Consider the following 19,540-nt stretch of genomic DNA (forward strand, 5'->3'; position numbering starts at 1 on the left):
TTGGCCTTTCAGTGCGTTTGAAGGCCTCTTCGCGAGCAGGCTCGCTCCCACACTGGATTGTGTTCAACACCGATCTAATGTGGGAGCGAGCCTGCTCGCGATGGGGACAGCACTGCCTCCAATTGGCTACTTGCCGATGGAAATCTTCGGCGCCCACCCCAGCCATTCCTCTTCAAACTTGTCGAACAGCGCAAACGTCTGCTCCGGTCGCGCCGGGCTGCCCATGCGCTCGCCATCCGGCGTGGCAAAGGCCACACCGCCCTGAATCATCGTCTCCAGGGATTCTGTGCGCACCGTTGCACCTTTGAACAGACCGACATCGAAGTCGAAACCGCTGGTGTTCCAGAACCGTGTACCGCTGCGTACCAGTGGCGCGTACTTCGGTTCGATCAGGATATGGATCAGGACGCGATCAGCGGTCTCGCCCAGCTCATAACCCGTTACCTTGCCCACGGTGATTTCGCGATAGGTCACTGGTACGCCGGCCTTCAGCGAACCACGACGGGCTGCGCTCAGCACCAGACTCAAACCCGCTTCCTGCTTGGCAGTTTCGGGAGCTGCGGCCAAAGCGACAAAGTTCTTCTGCGGTCCCAGGTTCTTAGGCGCCGGTTGCACCTCGATGTATTGCCCGGTCACCAGGGTTTCGAGGTTGGACGTTTTGATCAAGCCCAGTTCAGGCTTGACCACCCAGAACTGACTGCCAACCCGGGCGATGCGCTCCGGCACTTCGGTAATCCGCACGGTCAGCAGCACCGATTGCAGGTCCTCGCTGAGATCAACATCCTCCACCTTGCCGACATCCAGCCCCTTGAAACGAATCGGAGTGCCGGTACGCAGGCCATCAGCGCGATCGAGCCTGAGCGTGATGACTTCGCCTTTCTGCGTGGCGTCTTCATGGTTCGCGAACAGGCGGAAGCGCGGAATACGCTTCTGCAACGGGGCTTTGTCTTGCGGGGTCTCGAAGGCAATGCCGCCGGCCATCAAGCTCTGCAACGACTCGCTTTTAACCTGGACCCCGCCGGTCAGCCCGCCTGTGAGGGTGATGCCACTGGCGTTCCAGAAGCGCGTCGAGGCGTTGACCAGGCCTTCGTATTCCTTCTCGATGTGCACACCAATGATCAGTTGTTTCTTGGTGCGTGAGAACTGATAGCTCTGTACGGAGCCGACTTTAACCTGCTTGTAGAGAACCGGGCTGCCGACTTCCAGCGAGCCGAGATTTTCCGTGAACAACACCAGGTGCAGGCCCGGTGCACGCAGATCCAGCGGCGGTGCCTTGGCCCGTGCCACAAACTCCCGTTGAGGTGCCGAACCCTTGTCGCCAGGCCGCACAGCGATGTAGTTGCCTTTGACCAACGCCTCGAGGCCGGTAATCCCCGCCAGGGAAATCGACGGTTTGACCACCCAGAATTGGGTGCCTTCGACCAGGTAATCCTCGGCCAATGGGTCCATCGTCAATTCGGCGGTGGCCCCGGACAGGTCAGGATCGACCTTCAGCGCCTTGAGATTGCCGACTTGAATGCCTTTGTACATCACCGGCGTGCGACCGGCCTGCAAGCCTTCGAAGTCGCTGAGCTTGACCTTGACCCGGATACCCGCCGCCGCTGCATCGAAGTCTTCATAGAGTCTGAACGGCAGGCTTGGGTCGGTAGGCGGGCTGTCCTTGCGGTTTTCCGGGGTGGCGAAGGCAATGCCGCCGGCGACGATGCTGGCCAGGGATTCACTGCGAACTTTCACACCCGACAGATTGGCGTCGATGCTGATGCCGCTGGCGTTCCAGAAACGTGTGTGTTTGCGCACCAGTTTGGCGTAAGTCGGCTCAATGAAGACCTTGAGTTCGACAGTGTTCTGGTCCTCGGACAACACATAGCTTTTGATCTGGCCTACTTTGATCTGTTTGTAGAACACCGGACTACCACGGTTCAGCGAGCCCAGGCGATCAGCCTTGATGGTCAAGTGCAGACCGGGTTGGGCATCGGAGAGCGGCGGTTCCTCGGCCAGCGCCTTGAACTTGCGCACGGGCTCGCCTTCCCCCGGGCTGATGGCGACATAGTTACCTGAAACCAGCGTCTCAAGACCGGTAATCCCTGCCAGCGTCACGCTCGGCTTGACCAGCCAGAAACGCGTGCTGGTTCGCAGGTATGGCTCTACGTCCTTGTTCATTTCGATGCTGGCGATCACGCCTTTGGAACTGCCCTCGTCATCGAGCTTGAGGCTTTTGACCTTGCCGACCGACATGCCTTTATAGACAACTTCGGTCTTGTTGGCCTGAATGCCCTCGCCGCTCTCAAAACGCACCTGAATCTGGATACCGGTCTCGTTATAGGCACGCCAGCCGAGCCAACCGCCGATGATCAAGGCGATCAGGGGCAACACCCAAATGGCAGACCAGTTCGACGCCGGTCGGGTTTTCGCTACAGGCAAATCAGTCATGGTCGTCGTCCGACTCCGTGTTATCCCAAATCAGTCGGGGATCAAAAGTTACCGCGGCAAGCATCGTCAGAATCACCACCGTGGCGAAAGCGATGGCGCCAGGATTGGCTTCGATGCTGGCAAGCCGCCCAAAATTCACGACCGCCACGAGGATGGCGATCACAAAGATATCGAGCATCGACCAGCGGCCGATGAATTCAATGAAACGGTACATCCAGATACGCTGGCGAGCCGAAAGGGGCTGACGACGCTGCACGGAAAACAGCAATAAACCAATGCCCACCAGCTTGAAGGTGGGCACCAGGATACTGGCGATAAACACAACGGCCGCAATGGGAAACATGCCGTAGTGCACCAACTCGATGACACCCGCCATGATCGTGCTGGGCGCACCTTTGCCCAAAGAGTTCACGGTCATGATTGGCAACAAATTGGCCGGTATGTAAAGAATGGCGGCGGTAATCAGCAATGCCCAGGTGCGCACCAGGCTATTCGGGCTGCGGGCATGCACCAGCGCTCCGCAGCGTGTACAGACTTGCTCATCGGTATCAGCTTCCTGCCTGTTCAATTCATGACATTCCTTGCAAATCAGAATGCCTGCATCAATCGCCCGCATGGGCATCCTCTCCTGATAACGCTTGCCAGATCTGGTGGGGCGACATTACGACCTCCAGCCAGACTTGGATCAGCAACAAACCAATGAAGCACACCAAGCCAACGCCTACGGTGATGGTTGCCATATCTGCCAGTTTTACGATCGCCACCAGTACGCCCATGAAGTAAACCTCGAGCATCCCCCATTCGCGTATATGGTGATAAATGCGATAGAGCAACAAGCCGTAGCTGCGTCCGACATCAAAACGGATACTCAACAATACGGCTAGTTGGCACAGCAGCTTGAGTAACGGAATTCCTATGCTGCACAGGAACACCACCACTGAAACACTTTGCATGCCTGTGTCAAAAAGAGCGACAACACCGCTCCAGACAGTGTCTTGCGAAGATTGCCCGAGTAGATTGAGCTGCATGATGGGTAAAAAGTTCGCCGGAATAAACAACAACAAGGCGGCGATGACCAGGGCGAGACTGCGCTGTACGACGTTGTACCGATTGGCATAAAGCTCGTAGCCACAGCGCGGGCAGAGGGCTTTTTCGCCATGGGCGAGTTCTGGTTTACGCATGAGCAAGTCGCACTCATGACAGGCAACCAGATTTTCTAGTGGTAATTCTGACAGCTCTTTGGCGTCAACCGAATCCGGCATAAGCGCTCTGACTCTGAAAAAGTTGGACCTATTCTAGTGTCCCGGGACAAAAATAACTGCGTCAATTTGTGCTTGATTGATCGTGCTTTTCCTGCGGACAAAAACAAAACCCCAACTGCTTTCGCAATTGGGGTTTCGGAATTTAATCTTGACGATGACCTACTCTCACATGGGGAAACCCCACACTACCATCGGCGATGCATCGTTTCACTGCTGAGTTCGGGATGGGATCAGGTGGTTCCAACGCTCTATGGTCGTCAAGAAATTCGGGTACTGAGTCGTGACCAGTTGGCCGCGCTTCAGCAAATTGGGTATGTGACAGCTTTCGGTGTTTTGTAAGCTTCGAACTTTCGGTTCTTTCGTCTTCACACACCGCAATCTGGCCTTTCGACGCAAATTGCTTGGGTGTTATATGGTCAAGCCTCACGGGCAATTAGTATTGGTTAGCTCAACGCCTCACAGCGCTTACACACCCAACCTATCAACGTCGTAGTCTTCGACGGCCCTTCAGGGGACTCAAGGTCCCAGTGAGATCTCATCTTGAGGCAAGTTTCCCGCTTAGATGCTTTCAGCGGTTATCTTTTCCGAACATAGCTACCCGGCAATGCCACTGGCGTGACAACCGGAACACCAGAGGTTCGTCCACTCCGGTCCTCTCGTACTAGGAGCAGCCCCTCTCAAATCTCAAACGTCCACGGCAGATAGGGACCGAACTGTCTCACGACGTTCTAAACCCAGCTCGCGTACCACTTTAAATGGCGAACAGCCATACCCTTGGGACCGGCTTCAGCCCCAGGATGTGATGAGCCGACATCGAGGTGCCAAACACCGCCGTCGATATGAACTCTTGGGCGGTATCAGCCTGTTATCCCCGGAGTACCTTTTATCCGTTGAGCGATGGCCCTTCCATACAGAACCACCGGATCACTAAGACCTACTTTCGTACCTGCTCGACGTGTCTGTCTCGCAGTCAAGCGCGCTTTTGCCTTTATACTCTACGACCGATTTCCGACCGGTCTGAGCGCACCTTCGTACTCCTCCGTTACTCTTTAGGAGGAGACCGCCCCAGTCAAACTACCCACCATACACTGTCCTCGATCCGGATAACGGACCTGAGTTAGAACCTCAAAGTTGCCAGGGTGGTATTTCAAGGTTGGCTCCACGCGAACTGGCGTCCACGCTTCAAAGCCTCCCACCTATCCTACACAAGCAAATTCAAAGTCCAGTGCAAAGCTATAGTAAAGGTTCACGGGGTCTTTCCGTCTAGCCGCGGATACACTGCATCTTCACAGCGATTTCAATTTCACTGAGTCTCGGGTGGAGACAGCGCCGCCATCGTTACGCCATTCGTGCAGGTCGGAACTTACCCGACAAGGAATTTCGCTACCTTAGGACCGTTATAGTTACGGCCGCCGTTTACCGGGGCTTCGATCAAGAGCTTCGCGTTAGCTAACCCCATCAATTAACCTTCCGGCACCGGGCAGGCGTCACACCCTATACGTCCACTTTCGTGTTTGCAGAGTGCTGTGTTTTTAATAAACAGTCGCAGCGGCCTGGTATCTTCGACCGGCGTGGGCTTACGGAGCAAGTCCTTCACCCTCACCGGCGCACCTTCTCCCGAAGTTACGGTGCCATTTTGCCTAGTTCCTTCACCCGAGTTCTCTCAAGCGCCTTGGTATTCTCTACCCAACCACCTGTGTCGGTTTGGGGTACGGTTCCTGGTTACCTGAAGCTTAGAAGCTTTTCTTGGAAGCATGGCATCAACCACTTCGTGTTCTAAAAGAACACTCGTCATCAGCTCTCGGCCTTGGAATCCCGGATTTACCTAAGATTCCAGCCTACCACCTTAAACTTGGACAACCAACGCCAAGCTGGCCTAGCCTTCTCCGTCCCTCCATCGCAATAACCAGAAGTACAGGAATATTAACCTGTTTTCCATCGACTACGCTTTTCAGCCTCGCCTTAGGGACCGACTAACCCTGCGTCGATTAACGTTGCGCAGGAAACCTTGGTCTTTCGGCGTGGGTGTTTTTCACACCCATTGTCGTTACTCATGTCAGCATTCGCACTTCTGATACCTCCAGCAAGCTTCTCAACTCACCTTCACAGGCTTACAGAACGCTCCTCTACCGCATCACCCGAAGGTGATACCCGTAGCTTCGGTGTATGGTTTGAGCCCCGTTACATCTTCCGCGCAGGCCGACTCGACTAGTGAGCTATTACGCTTTCTTTAAAGGGTGGCTGCTTCTAAGCCAACCTCCTAGCTGTCTAAGCCTTCCCACATCGTTTCCCACTTAACCATAACTTTGGGACCTTAGCTGACGGTCTGGGTTGTTTCCCTTTTCACGACGGACGTTAGCACCCGCCGTGTGTCTCCCATGCTCGGCACTTGTAGGTATTCGGAGTTTGCATCGGTTTGGTAAGTCGGGATGACCCCCTAGCCGAAACAGTGCTCTACCCCCTACAGTGATACATGAGGCGCTACCTAAATAGCTTTCGAGGAGAACCAGCTATCTCCGAGCTTGATTAGCCTTTCACTCCGATCCACAGGTCATCCGCTAACTTTTCAACGGTAGTCGGTTCGGTCCTCCAGTCAGTGTTACCTAACCTTCAACCTGCCCATGGATAGATCGCCCGGTTTCGGGTCTATTCCCAGCGACTAGACGCCCTATTAAGACTCGCTTTCGCTACGCCTCCCCTATTCGGTTAAGCTCGCCACTGAAAATAAGTCGCTGACCCATTATACAAAAGGTACGCAGTCACCCAACAAAGTGGGCTCCCACTGCTTGTACGCATACGGTTTCAGGATCTATTTCACTCCCCTCTCCGGGGTTCTTTTCGCCTTTCCCTCACGGTACTAGTTCACTATCGGTCAGTCAGTAGTATTTAGCCTTGGAGGATGGTCCCCCCATATTCAGACAAAGTTTCTCGTGCTCCGTCCTACTCGATTTCATGACCAAGAGATTTTCGCGTACAGGGCTATCACCCACTATGGCCGCACTTTCCAGAGCGTTCCGCTAATCTCAAAGCCACTTAAGGGCTAGTCCCCGTTCGCTCGCCACTACTAAGGGAATCTCGGTTGATTTCTTTTCCTCAGGGTACTTAGATGTTTCAGTTCCCCTGGTTCGCCTCTTGCACCTATGTATTCAGTACAAGATAACCATCTTATGATGGCTGGGTTCCCCCATTCAGACATCTCCGGATCAAAGTCTGTTTGCCGACTCCCCGAAGCTTTTCGCAGGCTACCACGTCTTTCATCGCCTCTGACTGCCAAGGCATCCACCGTATGCGCTTCTTCACTTGACCATATAACCCCAAGCAATCTGGTTATACTATGAAGACGACATTCGCCGAAAATTCGATTGAGCTCCTAAGAGCAACTCACAAATTTTACCTTAGCCTGATCCGTTACCAGTGAAAGTAACGTTCAGTCTATCTTTCTATCACATACCCAAATTTTTAAAGAACGAACTAGTCAAAGACTAGAAATCAACATTCACCATCGTCTCGATGGAATGCTCATTTCTAAGCTTTATACAATCAGAAGCAGTAGTGGTGGAGCCAAACGGGATCGAACCGTTGACCTCCTGCGTGCAAGGCAGGCGCTCTCCCAGCTGAGCTATGGCCCCGTATTTCTACAGGCGTTTCCCACACAAAATTGGTGGGTCTGGGCAGATTCGAACTGCCGACCTCACCCTTATCAGGGGTGCGCTCTAACCAACTGAGCTACAGACCCAATTTCGAGCTGCTAAGGCCGACCTCACCCTGCTCTTTACCACAAAGCATGGGGTGCGCTCTAACCAACTAAGCTACAACCCTTTTGGCTGCTTCTATATCGTCTTCTTCAATGAATCAAGCAATTCGTGTGGGAACTTATGGAGCAGCTGAGTCGTCGATTAAGGAGGTGATCCAGCCGCAGGTTCCCCTACGGCTACCTTGTTACGACTTCACCCCAGTCATGAATCACACCGTGGTAACCGTCCTCCCGAAGGTTAGACTAGCTACTTCTGGTGCAACCCACTCCCATGGTGTGACGGGCGGTGTGTACAAGGCCCGGGAACGTATTCACCGCGACATTCTGATTCGCGATTACTAGCGATTCCGACTTCACGCAGTCGAGTTGCAGACTGCGATCCGGACTACGATCGGTTTTGTGGGATTAGCTCCACCTCGCGGCTTGGCAACCCTCTGTACCGACCATTGTAGCACGTGTGTAGCCCAGGCCGTAAGGGCCATGATGACTTGACGTCATCCCCACCTTCCTCCGGTTTGTCACCGGCAGTCTCCTTAGAGTGCCCACCATAACGTGCTGGTAACTAAGGACAAGGGTTGCGCTCGTTACGGGACTTAACCCAACATCTCACGACACGAGCTGACGACAGCCATGCAGCACCTGTCTCAATGTTCCCGAAGGCACCAATCCATCTCTGGAAAGTTCATTGGATGTCAAGGCCTGGTAAGGTTCTTCGCGTTGCTTCGAATTAAACCACATGCTCCACCGCTTGTGCGGGCCCCCGTCAATTCATTTGAGTTTTAACCTTGCGGCCGTACTCCCCAGGCGGTCAACTTAATGCGTTAGCTGCGCCACTAAGAGCTCAAGGCTCCCAACGGCTAGTTGACATCGTTTACGGCGTGGACTACCAGGGTATCTAATCCTGTTTGCTCCCCACGCTTTCGCACCTCAGTGTCAGTATCAGTCCAGGTGGTCGCCTTCGCCACTGGTGTTCCTTCCTATATCTACGCATTTCACCGCTACACAGGAAATTCCACCACCCTCTACCATACTCTAGCTTGTCAGTTTTGAATGCAGTTCCCAGGTTGAGCCCGGGGCTTTCACATCCAACTTAACAAACCACCTACGCGCGCTTTACGCCCAGTAATTCCGATTAACGCTTGCACCCTCTGTATTACCGCGGCTGCTGGCACAGAGTTAGCCGGTGCTTATTCTGTCGGTAACGTCAAAACACTAACGTATTAGGTTAATGCCCTTCCTCCCAACTTAAAGTGCTTTACAATCCGAAGACCTTCTTCACACACGCGGCATGGCTGGATCAGGCTTTCGCCCATTGTCCAATATTCCCCACTGCTGCCTCCCGTAGGAGTCTGGACCGTGTCTCAGTTCCAGTGTGACTGATCATCCTCTCAGACCAGTTACGGATCGTCGCCTTGGTGAGCCATTACCTCACCAACTAGCTAATCCGACCTAGGCTCATCTGATAGCGCAAGGCCCGAAGGTCCCCTGCTTTCTCCCGTAGGACGTATGCGGTATTAGCGTTCCTTTCGAAACGTTGTCCCCCACTACCAGGCAGATTCCTAGGCATTACTCACCCGTCCGCCGCTGAATTCAGGAGCAAGCTCCTGTCATCCGCTCGACTTGCATGTGTTAGGCCTGCCGCCAGCGTTCAATCTGAGCCATGATCAAACTCTTCAGTTCAAACATCTTTGGGTTTTGAGAAAACCCTAAACTTGGCTCAGCAATCGTTGGTTACATCTTTGATTTCTCGCGGAGTAACTTGTGATGCTGATAATCTGTTGACTAGCAGTCTGACTCCACAAGCACCCACACGAATTGCTTGATTCAGTTGTTAAAGAGCGGTTGGTTAAGATCTTTCGTCTCAACCGAGGCGCGCATTCTACAGCAGCCTCATTTGCTGTCAAGTGATTATTTTCAGAAGTTTTCAAAGTTTCGCTTGGAAATCCTTAACAACTTCAACCACTTGCGCTTCAGATCTCTCGTCAGCGGGAGGCGAATTCTACAGCGTTACACGCTGCTGTCAACACCTCTTTTTCAACTCCCTTTCGGCTTCGATGAACTGAAGCAACCTGCTGTCGAAAACTGCGTAACTCTTTGTTTACCAAGGAGTTTTCCGTTTCGACTGCGCCGGAAGTGGGGCGAATTATAGACACCTGGAATCTGCCGTCAACCACTATTTACGCCTTTTTGGCGGAAGAGCCCTTTTTAGCCATTAAACGCGGGATTCGACGAGCCAAAGGCGGTAGCCGCAGCACTAACAGCAATGCACCTATGGATGCATAGATCGCCCACTCCTTCAGGTCGGCGCGCACAATCCAGAGCATATGCAGTAATCCAAGCCCGAGAATGACATACGCCAGGCGATGCAACTTCTTCCAGCGGGAACCCAGTCGTCGCTGACTGTATCGATTGGAAGTCACCGCCAATGCCAGCAAACCAAGAAAACCCAACACCCCGACAATAATGTAAGGCCGCTTGCGCAACTCGACACCCAGCTGCGACCAGTCAAAACCAAGAATGAATGCGCAATAACTACTGAGGTGGAGCAGCACATAGGCAAAGCACCACAATCCCAACTGTCGCCGCACGGCATTCCACCCTGCCCAACCCGTAAGTCTCTGCAAAGGCGTCAAGCTCAAGATTACGAGCAGCAGAACAAGCGTCCCCAAACCCAGCCGATCGACCAGTACCTTGCCCGGATCCGGCCCGAGGACATCCTCCCAGGCCTGATACAACCACAGCAGCGGCCACACCAGCACTACGACAAAGACACCGATGCGCCAAAGCGGATAGCGCATCAGTAGTTCTTCCTCAGGTCGAGCCCCGTATATAGAGAGGCGACTTCCTCTGAATAGCCGTTGAACATTTGCGTGTCACGTATATTGGGCTTGAACAAGCCACTGGGCAGGCGGCGTTCACGCGCCTGAGTCCAGCGAGGATGATCAACAGTGGGATTCACGTTCGCATAAAAGCCATATTCATCCGCTGCAATGCTCTGCCAGGTGGTTTTCGGCTGCTCGCTGACCAGACTGATGCGCACGATGGACTTGATGCTCTTGAAGCCATATTTCCAGGGCACCACCAAACGCAACGGCGCGCCGTTTTGATTAGGCAACTCACGCCCGTACATGCCGACCGCAAGAATCGCCAACGGGTTCATCGCCTCATCCAGACGCAGCCCCTCTATATATGGCCAGTCGATCAAGGCAAAACCGGAGCGCTGCCCCGGCATGCTTTTGGGATCCTGCAGGGTTTCGAAGCGGATGAATCTGGCTTTCGAGGTCGGCTCGACTTCCTTGAGCAAGGCCGAGAGCGGAAAACCGATCCAGGGAATGACCATCGACCAGGCTTCCACACAGCGCAAACGGTAGATTCGCTCCTCCAGCTGATACGGTTTCATGAAGTCTTCGATCGCATACCGCCCGGGCTTGCCCACCTCCCCGTCCACCACCACCGACCACGGCTCCGTCTTCAGCGTGCCGGCATTGGCAGCCGGATCACCTTTATCGGTGCCGAACTCGTAGAAGTTGTTGTAGTGGGTCGCATCCTTGAAGGGTGTGATTGCCTCATCCTTGACGACAACCGCTCCCCACTTGACCGAGGAAAGCTTTTCGCTGAACCAGGAAGGCGCCTTGCCAGGCTCGACGTCCGCATAACGCGCCACATCGTCGGCAGCCGCCCACCGAGGAAGACCGCTCACGGCCAAACCGGCAACAGCAACACCCAATACATTGCGTCGAGAAAGATAGATGGATTCAGGCGTGACATCCGACTCATGGCAGTCGGATGCCTTAGGGACTTTGATCAGCATGGCTACTCCGCAGTATTGGAGAACAGATGCACCAACAGACTGCGGAGTATGAGGGAAATTACATCACTCGACGCTTTTACGCCGACGAAGATGTAACAGGTATTGAACCGGGCCGGACGCGGCATAGGCGAGGAAGACCAGCAGCAGAATGCGCGGCGGATCACTGAAAACAACCGCGAACACCAACACTACTGCGAGAATCGCCACGAAAGGCACTCGCCCCTTCAGGTCCAGTTCCTTGAAGCTGTTGTACTTGATGTTGCTGACCATCAGCATGCCGGCCGCCGCCACCATCAGCGCAACCAGGAAAGACATCTTGGAACCCTGGATGCCGTAGTCGCTGAACGCCCAGACGATACCTGCAACCACGCCCGCAGCGGCGGGACTGGCCAGACCGATGAAGTAGCGCTTGTCCGCGGTGCCGACCTGCGTGTTGAAGCGTGCAAGGCGTAATGCCGCGCCCGCCACGTAGATGAAGGCGACCATCCAGCCAACCTTGCCCATGTCACCCAAGGCCCAACCGAAGGCCAGCAATGCCGGTGCAACACCAAAGGCAACCATGTCCGACAGAGAGTCGTACTCAGCACCAAAGGCACTCTGGGTATTGGTCATGCGCGCAACGCGGCCGTCGAGGCCGTCGAGCACCATGGCAACGAAGATCGCGATGGCAGCAAAGGCGAAGTACTTGCTTGCATTGACTGAGTCGCCGGCGCTCAAGGCCGCCTGCGCACTCATCGAATTGATGATGGAATAGAACCCTGCGAACAGGTTCGCAGTGGTGAACAGATTCGGCAGAAGATAGATACCACGATGCCGGACTTTACGACCTTCAGCGTCATGCCCTTCTTCGACATGTTCATCGATGGGCAGCAGGCTATCGGCGTCAGAGGCCTGGTTTGGCTCTTCGGGGCGTTCGCTCATGGACATTACCTTGCAACGGGTGGAAAGTTTGGACAGGTGTCTGGGACGACGGTTCGGCCGCAAACGATGCAGCTTTATACCAGAACCGGCCCCCCAAACGAAAAAACGCGGCCTAAGCCGCGTTTTTTGTACAAGCGCGTGACTTAGTTTTTAGCTTTGTCGACGATCTTGTTGGCACCGATCCACGGCATCATGGAGCGCAGTTGCTCGCCGATGATTTCGATACCGTGAGCGGCATTGTTACGACGCTTGGCGGTCATCGAAGGATAGCCGGTAGCGCCTTCGCTGATGAACATCTTGGCATATTCGCCGTCCTGAATACGTTTCAGGGCGTTGCGCATGGCCTGACGGGATTCGGCGTTGATGACTTCAGGGCCGGTCACGTACTCGCCGTATTCGGCGTTGTTGGAGATCGAGTAGTTCATGTTGGCGATACCGCCTTCGTACATGAGGTCAACGATCAGCTTCAGTTCGTGCAGGCACTCGAAGTAGGCCATTTCTGGCGCGTAGCCAGCTTCAACCAGAGTTTCGAAACCGGCCTTGACCAGCTCAACGGTACCGCCGCACAGAACGGCTTGTTCGCCGAACAGGTCGGTTTCAGTCTCGTCCTTGAAGGTGGTTTCGATGATGCCGGTACGACCGCCGCCAACGCCGGCAGCGTAGGACAGAGCGACGTTCTTGGCGTTGCCCGAGGCGTCCTGGTAGATAGCGATCAGGTCAGGGATACCGCCGCCCTTCACGAACTCGGAACGTACGGTGTGACCTGGAGCCTTCGGCGCGATCATGATCACGTCGAGGTCAGCGCGCGGCACAACCTGGTTGTAGTGGATCGCGAAACCGTGGGAGAAGGCCAGGGTGGCGCCTTTCTTGATGTTCGGCTCGATTTCGTTCTTGTACAGGGAGGACTGGAATTCGTCCGGGGTCAGGATCATGACCAGGTCAGCAGCTGCAACAGCGGAAGCAACGTCAGTCACTTTCAGGCCGTGGGCTTCAGCCTTGGCAACGGTAGCCGAACCTTTACGCAGGCCGACAGTCACGTCAACGCCGGAGTCTTTCAGGTTGCACGCTTGAGCGTGGCCTTGGGAACCGTAACCGATGATGGCAACTTTCTTGCCCTGGATGATCGACAGGTCGCAGTCTTTATCGTAGAAAACTTTCATGAATTTCCCCTATATCAGGCCGTTCAGGCCGTTCGCTAATTTGGTTTAGATGCTGAGTACTTTGTCGCCGCGGGCAATGCCGGTCACGCCACTACGGACGGTTTCCAGAATCGAGGCGGTGCCAATGGACTGAATGAAGCTGTCGAGCTTGTCGCTGGTACCGGTCAGTTGAACGGTATACACGCTGGCGCTGACATCGACGATCTGCCCACGGTAAATATCGGTAGTGCGCTTGATCTCGGCACGCTGGGCGCCGGTGGCCTTGACCTTGACCAGCATCAGTTCGCGCTCGATGTGAGCACTCTCCGACAGGTCGACCAGTTTTACCACTTCGATCAGCTTGTTCAGGTTCTTGGTGATCTGCTCGATGACTTCATCGTGACCAACTGTGGTCAGCGTCAGACGCGACAGGGTCGGGTCTTCGGTCGGGGCCACGGTCAGGCTTTCGATGTTGTAGTTGCGCTGCGAGAACAGGCCAACCACACGAGACAGAGCACCGGGTTCGTTTTCCAGAAGCAAGGAAATAATGTGCCGCATGATTAGGTACGCTCCGTCTTGCTCAGCCACATATCGCGCATGGAGCCGTCTTTGATCTGCATCGGGTAGACGTGCTCGCTGGTATCGACCGAAATATCGATCACCACCAGGCGATCTTTCATGGCGAACGCTTCTTCCATCTTCGACTTCAAATCTTTCGATTCAGTGATGCGCACGCCAACGTGGCCATAGGCTTCAGCCAGCTTGACGAAGTCAGGCAACGACTCCATGTAGGAATGCGAGTGACGGCTGCCATAGCTCATGTCCTGCCACTGACGAACCATACCCAGAACGCCGTTGTTCAGAATGACGATTTTTACCGGCAAACCGTATTGCAGACAGGTGGACAGTTCCTGGATGTTCATCTGGATACTGCCTTCGCCCGTTACACAGGCAACGTCGGCATCCGGATAGCTCAACTGAATGCCCATGGCCGCCGGGAAACCGAAGCCCATGGTGCCCAGGCCACCGGAGTTGATCCAGCGGTTCGGCTTGTTGAACTTGTAGTACTGGGCAGCAAACATCTGGTGCTGGCCCACGTCGGAGGTCACAAAGGCGTCGCCATTGGTCACTTCGCACAGGGTTTCGATCACGGTCTGAGGCTTGATCTTGCTGCCGTCGCCCTTGTCATACGGGAACAGGCCGCGATCACCGCGCCACTCGTCAACCTGCTTCCACCAGCTGGCAACGGACTCCTTGTTCGGGGTCTCGCCGATTTCCTTGAGGATCGCGACCATTTCGGTCAGGACACTCTCAACCGGACCAACGATAGGCACGTCGGCCTTGATGGTCTTGGAGATCGAAGCCGGGTCGATGTCGATGTGGATGATCTTGGCGTTCGGGCAGAACTTCGACGCGCCGTTGATGACACGGTCGTCGAAACGTGCGCCGACGGCGAGGATCACGTCAGCATGGTGCATCGCCAGGTTGGCGGTATAGCTGCCATGCATGCCGAGCATGCCGATGAACTGACGGTCGGTGCCAGGGAAGCCACCGAGGCCCATCAGGGTATTGGTCACTGGCAGGTTGAGCATCTTCGCCAGTTCGGTCAGTGGTGCGGAACCACCACCCAGGATCACGCCGCCGCCCGAATACAACACAGGACGCTTGGCCGCCAGGAGCATTTCTGCCGCCTTGCGGATTTGCCCGGAGTGACCGCGAACAGCCGGGCTGTAGGAGCGCAACTTGGCTTTTTTCGGGAAGACGTATTCGAACTTCTCGGCCGGGTTGGTCATGTCTTTCGGGATATCGACAACGACCGGGCCAGGACGACCGGATTGCGCCAGGTAGAACGCCTTCTTCATGACTTCCGGGATTTCCGACGCGTGCTTGATCATGAAGCTGTGCTTCACGATCGGCCGGGAGATACCGATCATGTCGGTTTCCTGGAACGCATCGGTGCCGACCATGGTGCTAGGCACCTGACCGGAAATGATCACCATCGGAATGGAGTCCATATAGGCGGTGGCGATACCGGTGATGGCGTTTGTTGCGCCAGGACCGGAAGTCACCAGTACCACACCGGCTTTACCGGTGGCACGGGCGTAGCCGTCAGCCATATGGGTAGCCGCTTGCTCGTGACGAACCAGGATGTGGGTCACTTCCGGTTCTTTGAACAGGGCATCGTAAACATGAAGAAGAGCACCACCCGGGTACCCGTAGATATATTTGACGCCTTCGTCACGCAAGAAGCGGACGAGCATCTCACCGCCAGATAAAAGCTCCACGTTGCTCACCTCTAAAACGCCAGAATACCGCCCACGAAAAATGGGACGGGTCTTAATAGGTTTACTTCTCGGCAGAGCATGAGCGACGGTGGTCGCCGACTACGTCAGCACTGACTGAGCAAGTATTGGGATCGTCCCAAGTGTTGCGGGGCTTTCCCACCCAGCGCGAGGTAACGCGTTGCGGGTGTAACAGGTCGACGCGGATATGCGCCTCATGATCTGCTGAGAGGGTCTGCTTCTGGCAGTCCCTGTACAGCGGACTTTGGATTCTTCTGTTTCGTCCTTCGCAAGTCAAGCCGTCTATGTGCTTTATTCTACTAAGCACATGAGAACGCAAGAAAAAACCCGTAAACCAGCCGTGTGTTAGCTTCGATTGCGCAACTTTTGGCAAAAAATTGGCACGCGCATGCACTTACCCTGCAGCGGCCGACAAAATAGAGAGATATTGTGAACAACTGCCAGCGGACGCTGGCAGCTTCTGGCTCAGCGAGACGCCGTGATCAACTGATCAAACTGTTTGAGCAATACCTGCAACTGCCGATCCTTGCCCTGGACATTGCGCCCGGCAAAGACCATTTCAGCCATTTCCTGAATGCCCGAAGCATTGGGTAGCGGCAAATCCTGCTCGAGGATCATCTTCATGCGTGGCAGGAAGATCCATTGCAGCCATTGCTCGAAATCCAGTGTATCGACCGAAAACGGCTCGACACTGGAAAGCGCTTCGGCGGAGGGCGGGACTTCATCCCACCACCCTTGCACCCGCAGCTCGCGCTCGATCAACAACAGTTGATCGGCGATTTTCAGAAAGCGCGCATCCATCACAGCGTTACCTTGGCCTTCTGACGAGCCAATGCCGCGCCCTGAGAGTCACCCTGCTTCGCGCGCGCCTGGGCAATCAGCTCCCACAAGTTGGCCTGAAGGGCTGGACGGCCATTGGCAAGGGTCAGCCCGCGGCGAGCGAACTGCTCGGCCTGGGCGGCATCGCCCTGAGCCATGCGCACCTGCGCCAGACGGTAAAGCACCTGCGGCTCTCGTGGTGCAACGCGTTGGGCGCGTTCGAGGCTGGAGGCGGCACCGTTGAGATCACCGCTCGCCTGTTGCTGTTGAGCAGTGGTCAGCAAAGCCAGTACCGGGCCGTCCAGTTGCTCATCTGCAGAAAGCCCGCCCGAACTGGCCGATGGAATCCCGCTTGGCGACGACGGCATGCTGTAGCTGCCCTGATTGATCGGCGCCGATTGGACCGGCGACGCGTCAATTGGCCCCGGCGTGATCGGACCCGGGGTAATCGGTGTCGTGCTGATCGGCGTCGAGGTCGTTGCAGCACCTGGCACCATCACCACTACGCCGCTGTCACCTTGCGCAATCGCCTGGGTCTGCGACTGGCCTTGCGCAGGGCGCTTGACGGTCGTCTGGCGGAAACCGCCATTGGCCGAGATCCGCTCACTGTTGGACACGGCGGTGCCGGAATCCACAACCGGAATCGAGCCACGTTGTACGCTAGAGCAACCGCTGAGCAAAGCTACGGCGGCAACCGCTGGAATCAACCACTTGTTCACTTGAAACCCTCTTTGCTTAATTCATCCAGCCCTTGACCCAGTCCATCACCGACTCCGCAGGGTTTTCACCACCGCAAGCGGCACCGGGAGGTGGTTCGCTGCCGCGAATATACGGCATCTGCACGGCACCTGGGCAACCGGCGTCAGAACCTTGCCCGGTTCGCGAATCAACCCAGGCCTGAACAATATTATCCGGCTGCGGCATGTCCAGCGGCAAAGGGTCGGCCTTGCGCATGAAGCTGGTCCAGACCTGCAGGGCTCCGGTGGCGCCGGTGAATGGCGTCTTGCCGTTGTCGTCGCGACCCAGCCAGACCACCGCCAGCAAGTCCTGGCTGAAACCGGCAAACCAACTGTCCCGCGAGTCGTTACTGGTACCGGTTTTACCCGCCAGGGTCAGGGTCCTTGGCAACACGCTATAAACCGAGCTGCCGGTACCTTCACGCATCACCCGCTGCATGGCGCTCTGGATCAGGTAAATGGAGGCCGGATCAAAACGCTGCTGAATCTGGAACGGATAACGCTTGAGCGGTTCGCCCTCGGCAGTCAGCACGCTACGAATCCCGCGCATCGGCGTATTGAAGCCGCCGTTGGCGAGGGTCTGGTACATGGTCGCCACTTCGATTGGCGTCATGCCGCCGGCCCCGAGCAACATCGACGGGAAAGCCGGGAACTCACGAGTCACGCCCAGGCGCTCCACCGTCTTCAGGACGTTCGGTACACCAACCGCCAAACCGAGACGCGCGGTCGACAGGTTGTAGGAGTGCGCCAGGCCTTGATAGAGAAACACCGTGCCGTGAGAACGACGATCATAGTTCTGCGGTTTCCAGACCTGACCATCCGCGCCTTTGACCGAGAAGGACTCGTCCGACAGCCAGCTGGTCAACGTGTACTGGCTTGGTTTCTCCAGCGCGGTCAGGTAAACCGCCGGTTTGATCAGCGAGCCGATCGGCCGTACCGCATCCAGCGCCCGGTTGAACCCGGCAAAACCGGCCTGGCGACTGCCGATCATGGCCTGCACCTCCCCGGTCTCCGGGTTGGTCACGACCATTGCCGCTTCGACGTCATCGGAACCCTTGCGTCCTGCCAGACGCTTGAAGGTGTCGTTGACCGAGGCTTCAGCCTTCATTTGCAGGATCGGATCGAAACTGGTGAAGATGCGCAGCCCTTCTTCGGTCAAGTCTTCGTCGCGATAGTCTTCGCGCAATTGACGCTTGACCAGATCGAGGAAGCCGGGGAACGAGCTGTCCGCCAGACTGCCGCGCTTGGTCACGCCCAGCGGCATTTTCTTCGCCGCCTCAACCTGCTCGGCCGTCGCGACGCCCTGCTCTTGCAGCACATCGAGTACCAGGTTGCGCCGCTCGAGGGCACGCTCCGGATTACGACGGGGGTTATAGGTAGAAGGCCCCTTGACCATGCCGACCAGCAGCGCGACCTGATGCAGCTTGAGCTCGGCCAGCGGCTGGCTGAAGAAGAACTGGCTGGCCAGACCGAAACCGTGCACCGCACGCTGACCGTCCTGCCCGACAAACACTTCGTTGAGGTAAGCCTCAAGGATTTCGCGCTTGTCATAGTGCAGTTCAAGCAGCAGCGCCATCATCGCTTCGGTGAGTTTGCGGTTCAGGCTGCGCTCGTTGGTCAGGTAGAAGTTTTTGACCAACTGCTGAGTCAGGGTACTGCCGCCCTGACGCATGCGCCCGGACGAACCATTGACCCAGACTGCGCGGGCGATCGACTTCGGCGAAACACCAAAGTGATGATAAAAATCACGATCCTCGACCGCCACCAGCGTTTCAAGCAGGTACGGTGGCACCTGATCGATCTTGATCAGGATCCGGTCTTCGAGGTTTTTCGGGTACAGGCCGCCGATCAGCAGCGGCTCCAGGCGCACCACCGACAGTTTCGAGCCCTTTGCCCCCGCCAACTCGGCCACGTAATCGCCGGAGAAACGCACCCGCACCGGTTGCGCCTGCTCCATGCCTTCATAGAACTGGAAGCCACGAGTGTTCAGGTCAACGGTATTGCCGTTGACCGACGCCGCCCCCGGACCATTGGCCACGCTTTCACGGCGATAGCCCAGGGCATCGAGTTCGGTCAGGAAATCATCCCGGCTCAGTTTCTGTCCGACGAACAGTTCGAGCGGGCGCGCGTAAACCTTGGCCGGAATGGTCCAGCGCTTGCCGGAGAACTTCTCCTGGACGATTGCATCAAGGTAAACGGCGAATCCGGCCAGCACCACCAGGGCGACCAGACTGAGTTTAATGGCCCAGCCCAGCCACGGGCGCAGGCCCCTGGAGGGTGGTTTTTTCGGGGTGCGGGGAGTTCGAGTACGAGTCATGGCGGCGGATTATACGCACTTTATTCATCCTCAACAGGAGCGCTCCG

12 protein-coding genes, 2 tRNA genes and 3 rRNA genes are annotated in these 19,540 nt (G+C 55.9%); all 17 read right to left on the reverse strand.

What is annotated here, in order from left to right:
- Positions 1 to 126: 126 nt before the first annotated feature.
- The gene (locus AC3IT9_RS24725) at positions 127 to 2,430 is read right to left on the reverse strand and encodes a PqiB family protein (protein WP_423505702.1); all 2,304 of its coding nucleotides are present in this window, start codon (positions 2,428 to 2,430) and stop codon (positions 127 to 129) included.
- A complete protein-coding gene (locus AC3IT9_RS24730) occupies positions 2,423 to 3,046 on the reverse strand; it encodes a paraquat-inducible protein A (protein ID WP_150728041.1) in 624 nt (207 codons plus the stop codon). Before AC3IT9_RS24730 ends, AC3IT9_RS24725 begins: the two co-directional genes overlap by 8 nt.
- The gene (locus tag AC3IT9_RS24735) at positions 3,033 to 3,692 is read right to left on the reverse strand and encodes a paraquat-inducible protein A (protein ID WP_150728042.1); all 660 of its coding nucleotides are present in this window, start codon (positions 3,690 to 3,692) and stop codon (positions 3,033 to 3,035) included. Before AC3IT9_RS24735 ends, AC3IT9_RS24730 begins: the two co-directional genes overlap by 14 nt.
- A gap of 146 nt (positions 3,693 to 3,838) precedes the next feature.
- Positions 3,839 to 3,954: ribosomal RNA gene (gene rrf, locus AC3IT9_RS24740) — 5S ribosomal RNA — on the reverse strand.
- A 150-nt stretch (positions 3,955 to 4,104) separates the two neighbouring features.
- Positions 4,105 to 6,998: ribosomal RNA gene (locus AC3IT9_RS24745) — 23S ribosomal RNA — on the reverse strand.
- A 247-nt stretch (positions 6,999 to 7,245) separates the two neighbouring features.
- Positions 7,246 to 7,321 (reverse strand) — tRNA-Ala (locus tag AC3IT9_RS24750).
- A gap of 30 nt (positions 7,322 to 7,351) precedes the next feature.
- Positions 7,352 to 7,428, reverse strand: a tRNA-Ile gene (locus AC3IT9_RS24755).
- Between the two features lie 161 nt (positions 7,429 to 7,589).
- Positions 7,590 to 9,126 (reverse strand): 16S ribosomal RNA (locus AC3IT9_RS24760).
- The 16S, 23S and 5S rRNA genes sit together here with 2 tRNA genes alongside, the layout of an rRNA operon.
- 497 nt (positions 9,127 to 9,623) lie before the next feature.
- On the reverse strand, positions 9,624 to 10,244 hold the full coding sequence (gene msrQ / locus AC3IT9_RS24765) for a protein-methionine-sulfoxide reductase heme-binding subunit MsrQ (RefSeq protein WP_150754940.1): 621 nt from the start codon (positions 10,242 to 10,244) through the stop codon (positions 9,624 to 9,626).
- A complete protein-coding gene (gene msrP, locus AC3IT9_RS24770) occupies positions 10,244 to 11,257 on the reverse strand; it encodes a protein-methionine-sulfoxide reductase catalytic subunit MsrP (protein ID WP_150754941.1) in 1,014 nt (337 codons plus the stop codon). The genes msrQ and msrP overlap by 1 nt, the downstream gene beginning before the upstream one ends.
- A gap of 63 nt (positions 11,258 to 11,320) precedes the next feature.
- Positions 11,321 to 12,178: a CDP-diacylglycerol--serine O-phosphatidyltransferase gene (pssA, locus tag AC3IT9_RS24775; RefSeq protein WP_150727084.1), complete on the reverse strand. Its 858-nt coding sequence runs from the start codon at positions 12,176 to 12,178 to the stop codon at positions 11,321 to 11,323.
- 143 nt (positions 12,179 to 12,321) lie between these two features.
- Positions 12,322 to 13,338 (reverse strand): ketol-acid reductoisomerase, encoded by a 1,017-nt coding sequence (gene ilvC / locus AC3IT9_RS24780; RefSeq protein ID WP_003228216.1) that lies wholly within the window; start codon positions 13,336 to 13,338, stop codon positions 12,322 to 12,324.
- A 45-nt stretch (positions 13,339 to 13,383) separates the two neighbouring features.
- The gene (ilvN, locus tag AC3IT9_RS24785; protein WP_003176102.1) at positions 13,384 to 13,875 is read right to left on the reverse strand and encodes an acetolactate synthase small subunit; all 492 of its coding nucleotides are present in this window, start codon (positions 13,873 to 13,875) and stop codon (positions 13,384 to 13,386) included.
- 2 nt (positions 13,876 to 13,877) lie between these two features.
- Positions 13,878 to 15,602, reverse strand: coding sequence for an acetolactate synthase 3 large subunit (locus tag AC3IT9_RS24790; RefSeq protein WP_008053903.1), 1,725 nt, complete (start codon positions 15,600 to 15,602; stop codon positions 13,878 to 13,880).
- A 483-nt stretch (positions 15,603 to 16,085) separates the two neighbouring features.
- On the reverse strand, positions 16,086 to 16,421 hold the full coding sequence (locus AC3IT9_RS24795) for a YqcC family protein (RefSeq protein ID WP_046041827.1): 336 nt from the start codon (positions 16,419 to 16,421) through the stop codon (positions 16,086 to 16,088).
- Entirely contained in the window at positions 16,421 to 17,158 is a 738-nt protein-coding gene (locus tag AC3IT9_RS24800) for a tetratricopeptide repeat protein (protein ID WP_489271233.1), read from the reverse strand. The genes AC3IT9_RS24795 and AC3IT9_RS24800 overlap by 1 nt, the downstream gene beginning before the upstream one ends.
- Before the next feature lie 16 nt (positions 17,159 to 17,174).
- Positions 17,175 to 19,493, reverse strand: a complete 2,319-nt coding sequence (gene mrcB / locus AC3IT9_RS24805) for a penicillin-binding protein 1B (protein WP_489271234.1) — start codon at positions 19,491 to 19,493, stop codon at positions 17,175 to 17,177.
- Positions 19,494 to 19,540 lie beyond the last annotated feature (47 nt).

The organism is Pseudomonas sp. KH_046_1 (genome assembly GCF_057839025.1).

Bases quoted from the DNA above. Each gene is read 5' to 3' on its own strand.
- AC3IT9_RS24725 (WP_423505702.1), bottom strand. From the start codon at position 2,430: ATGACTGATTTGCCTGTAGCGAAAACCCGACCGGCGTCGAACTGGTCT.
- AC3IT9_RS24730 (WP_150728041.1), bottom strand. From the start codon at position 3,046: ATGCGGGCGATTGATGCAGGCATTCTGATTTGCAAGGAATGTCATGAA.
- AC3IT9_RS24735 (WP_150728042.1), bottom strand. From the start codon at position 3,692: ATGCCGGATTCGGTTGACGCCAAAGAGCTGTCAGAATTACCACTAGAA.
- msrQ (WP_150754940.1), bottom strand. From the start codon at position 10,244: ATGCGCTATCCGCTTTGGCGCATCGGTGTCTTTGTCGTAGTGCTGGTG.
- msrP (WP_150754941.1), bottom strand. From the start codon at position 11,257: ATGCTGATCAAAGTCCCTAAGGCATCCGACTGCCATGAGTCGGATGTC.
- pssA (WP_150727084.1), bottom strand. From the start codon at position 12,178: ATGAGCGAACGCCCCGAAGAGCCAAACCAGGCCTCTGACGCCGATAGC.
- ilvC (WP_003228216.1), bottom strand. From the start codon at position 13,338: ATGAAAGTTTTCTACGATAAAGACTGCGACCTGTCGATCATCCAGGGC.
- ilvN (WP_003176102.1), bottom strand. From the start codon at position 13,875: ATGCGGCACATTATTTCCTTGCTTCTGGAAAACGAACCCGGTGCTCTG.
- AC3IT9_RS24795 (WP_046041827.1), bottom strand. From the start codon at position 16,421: ATGGATGCGCGCTTTCTGAAAATCGCCGATCAACTGTTGTTGATCGAG.
- mrcB (WP_489271234.1), bottom strand. From the start codon at position 19,493: ATGACTCGTACTCGAACTCCCCGCACCCCGAAAAAACCACCCTCCAGG.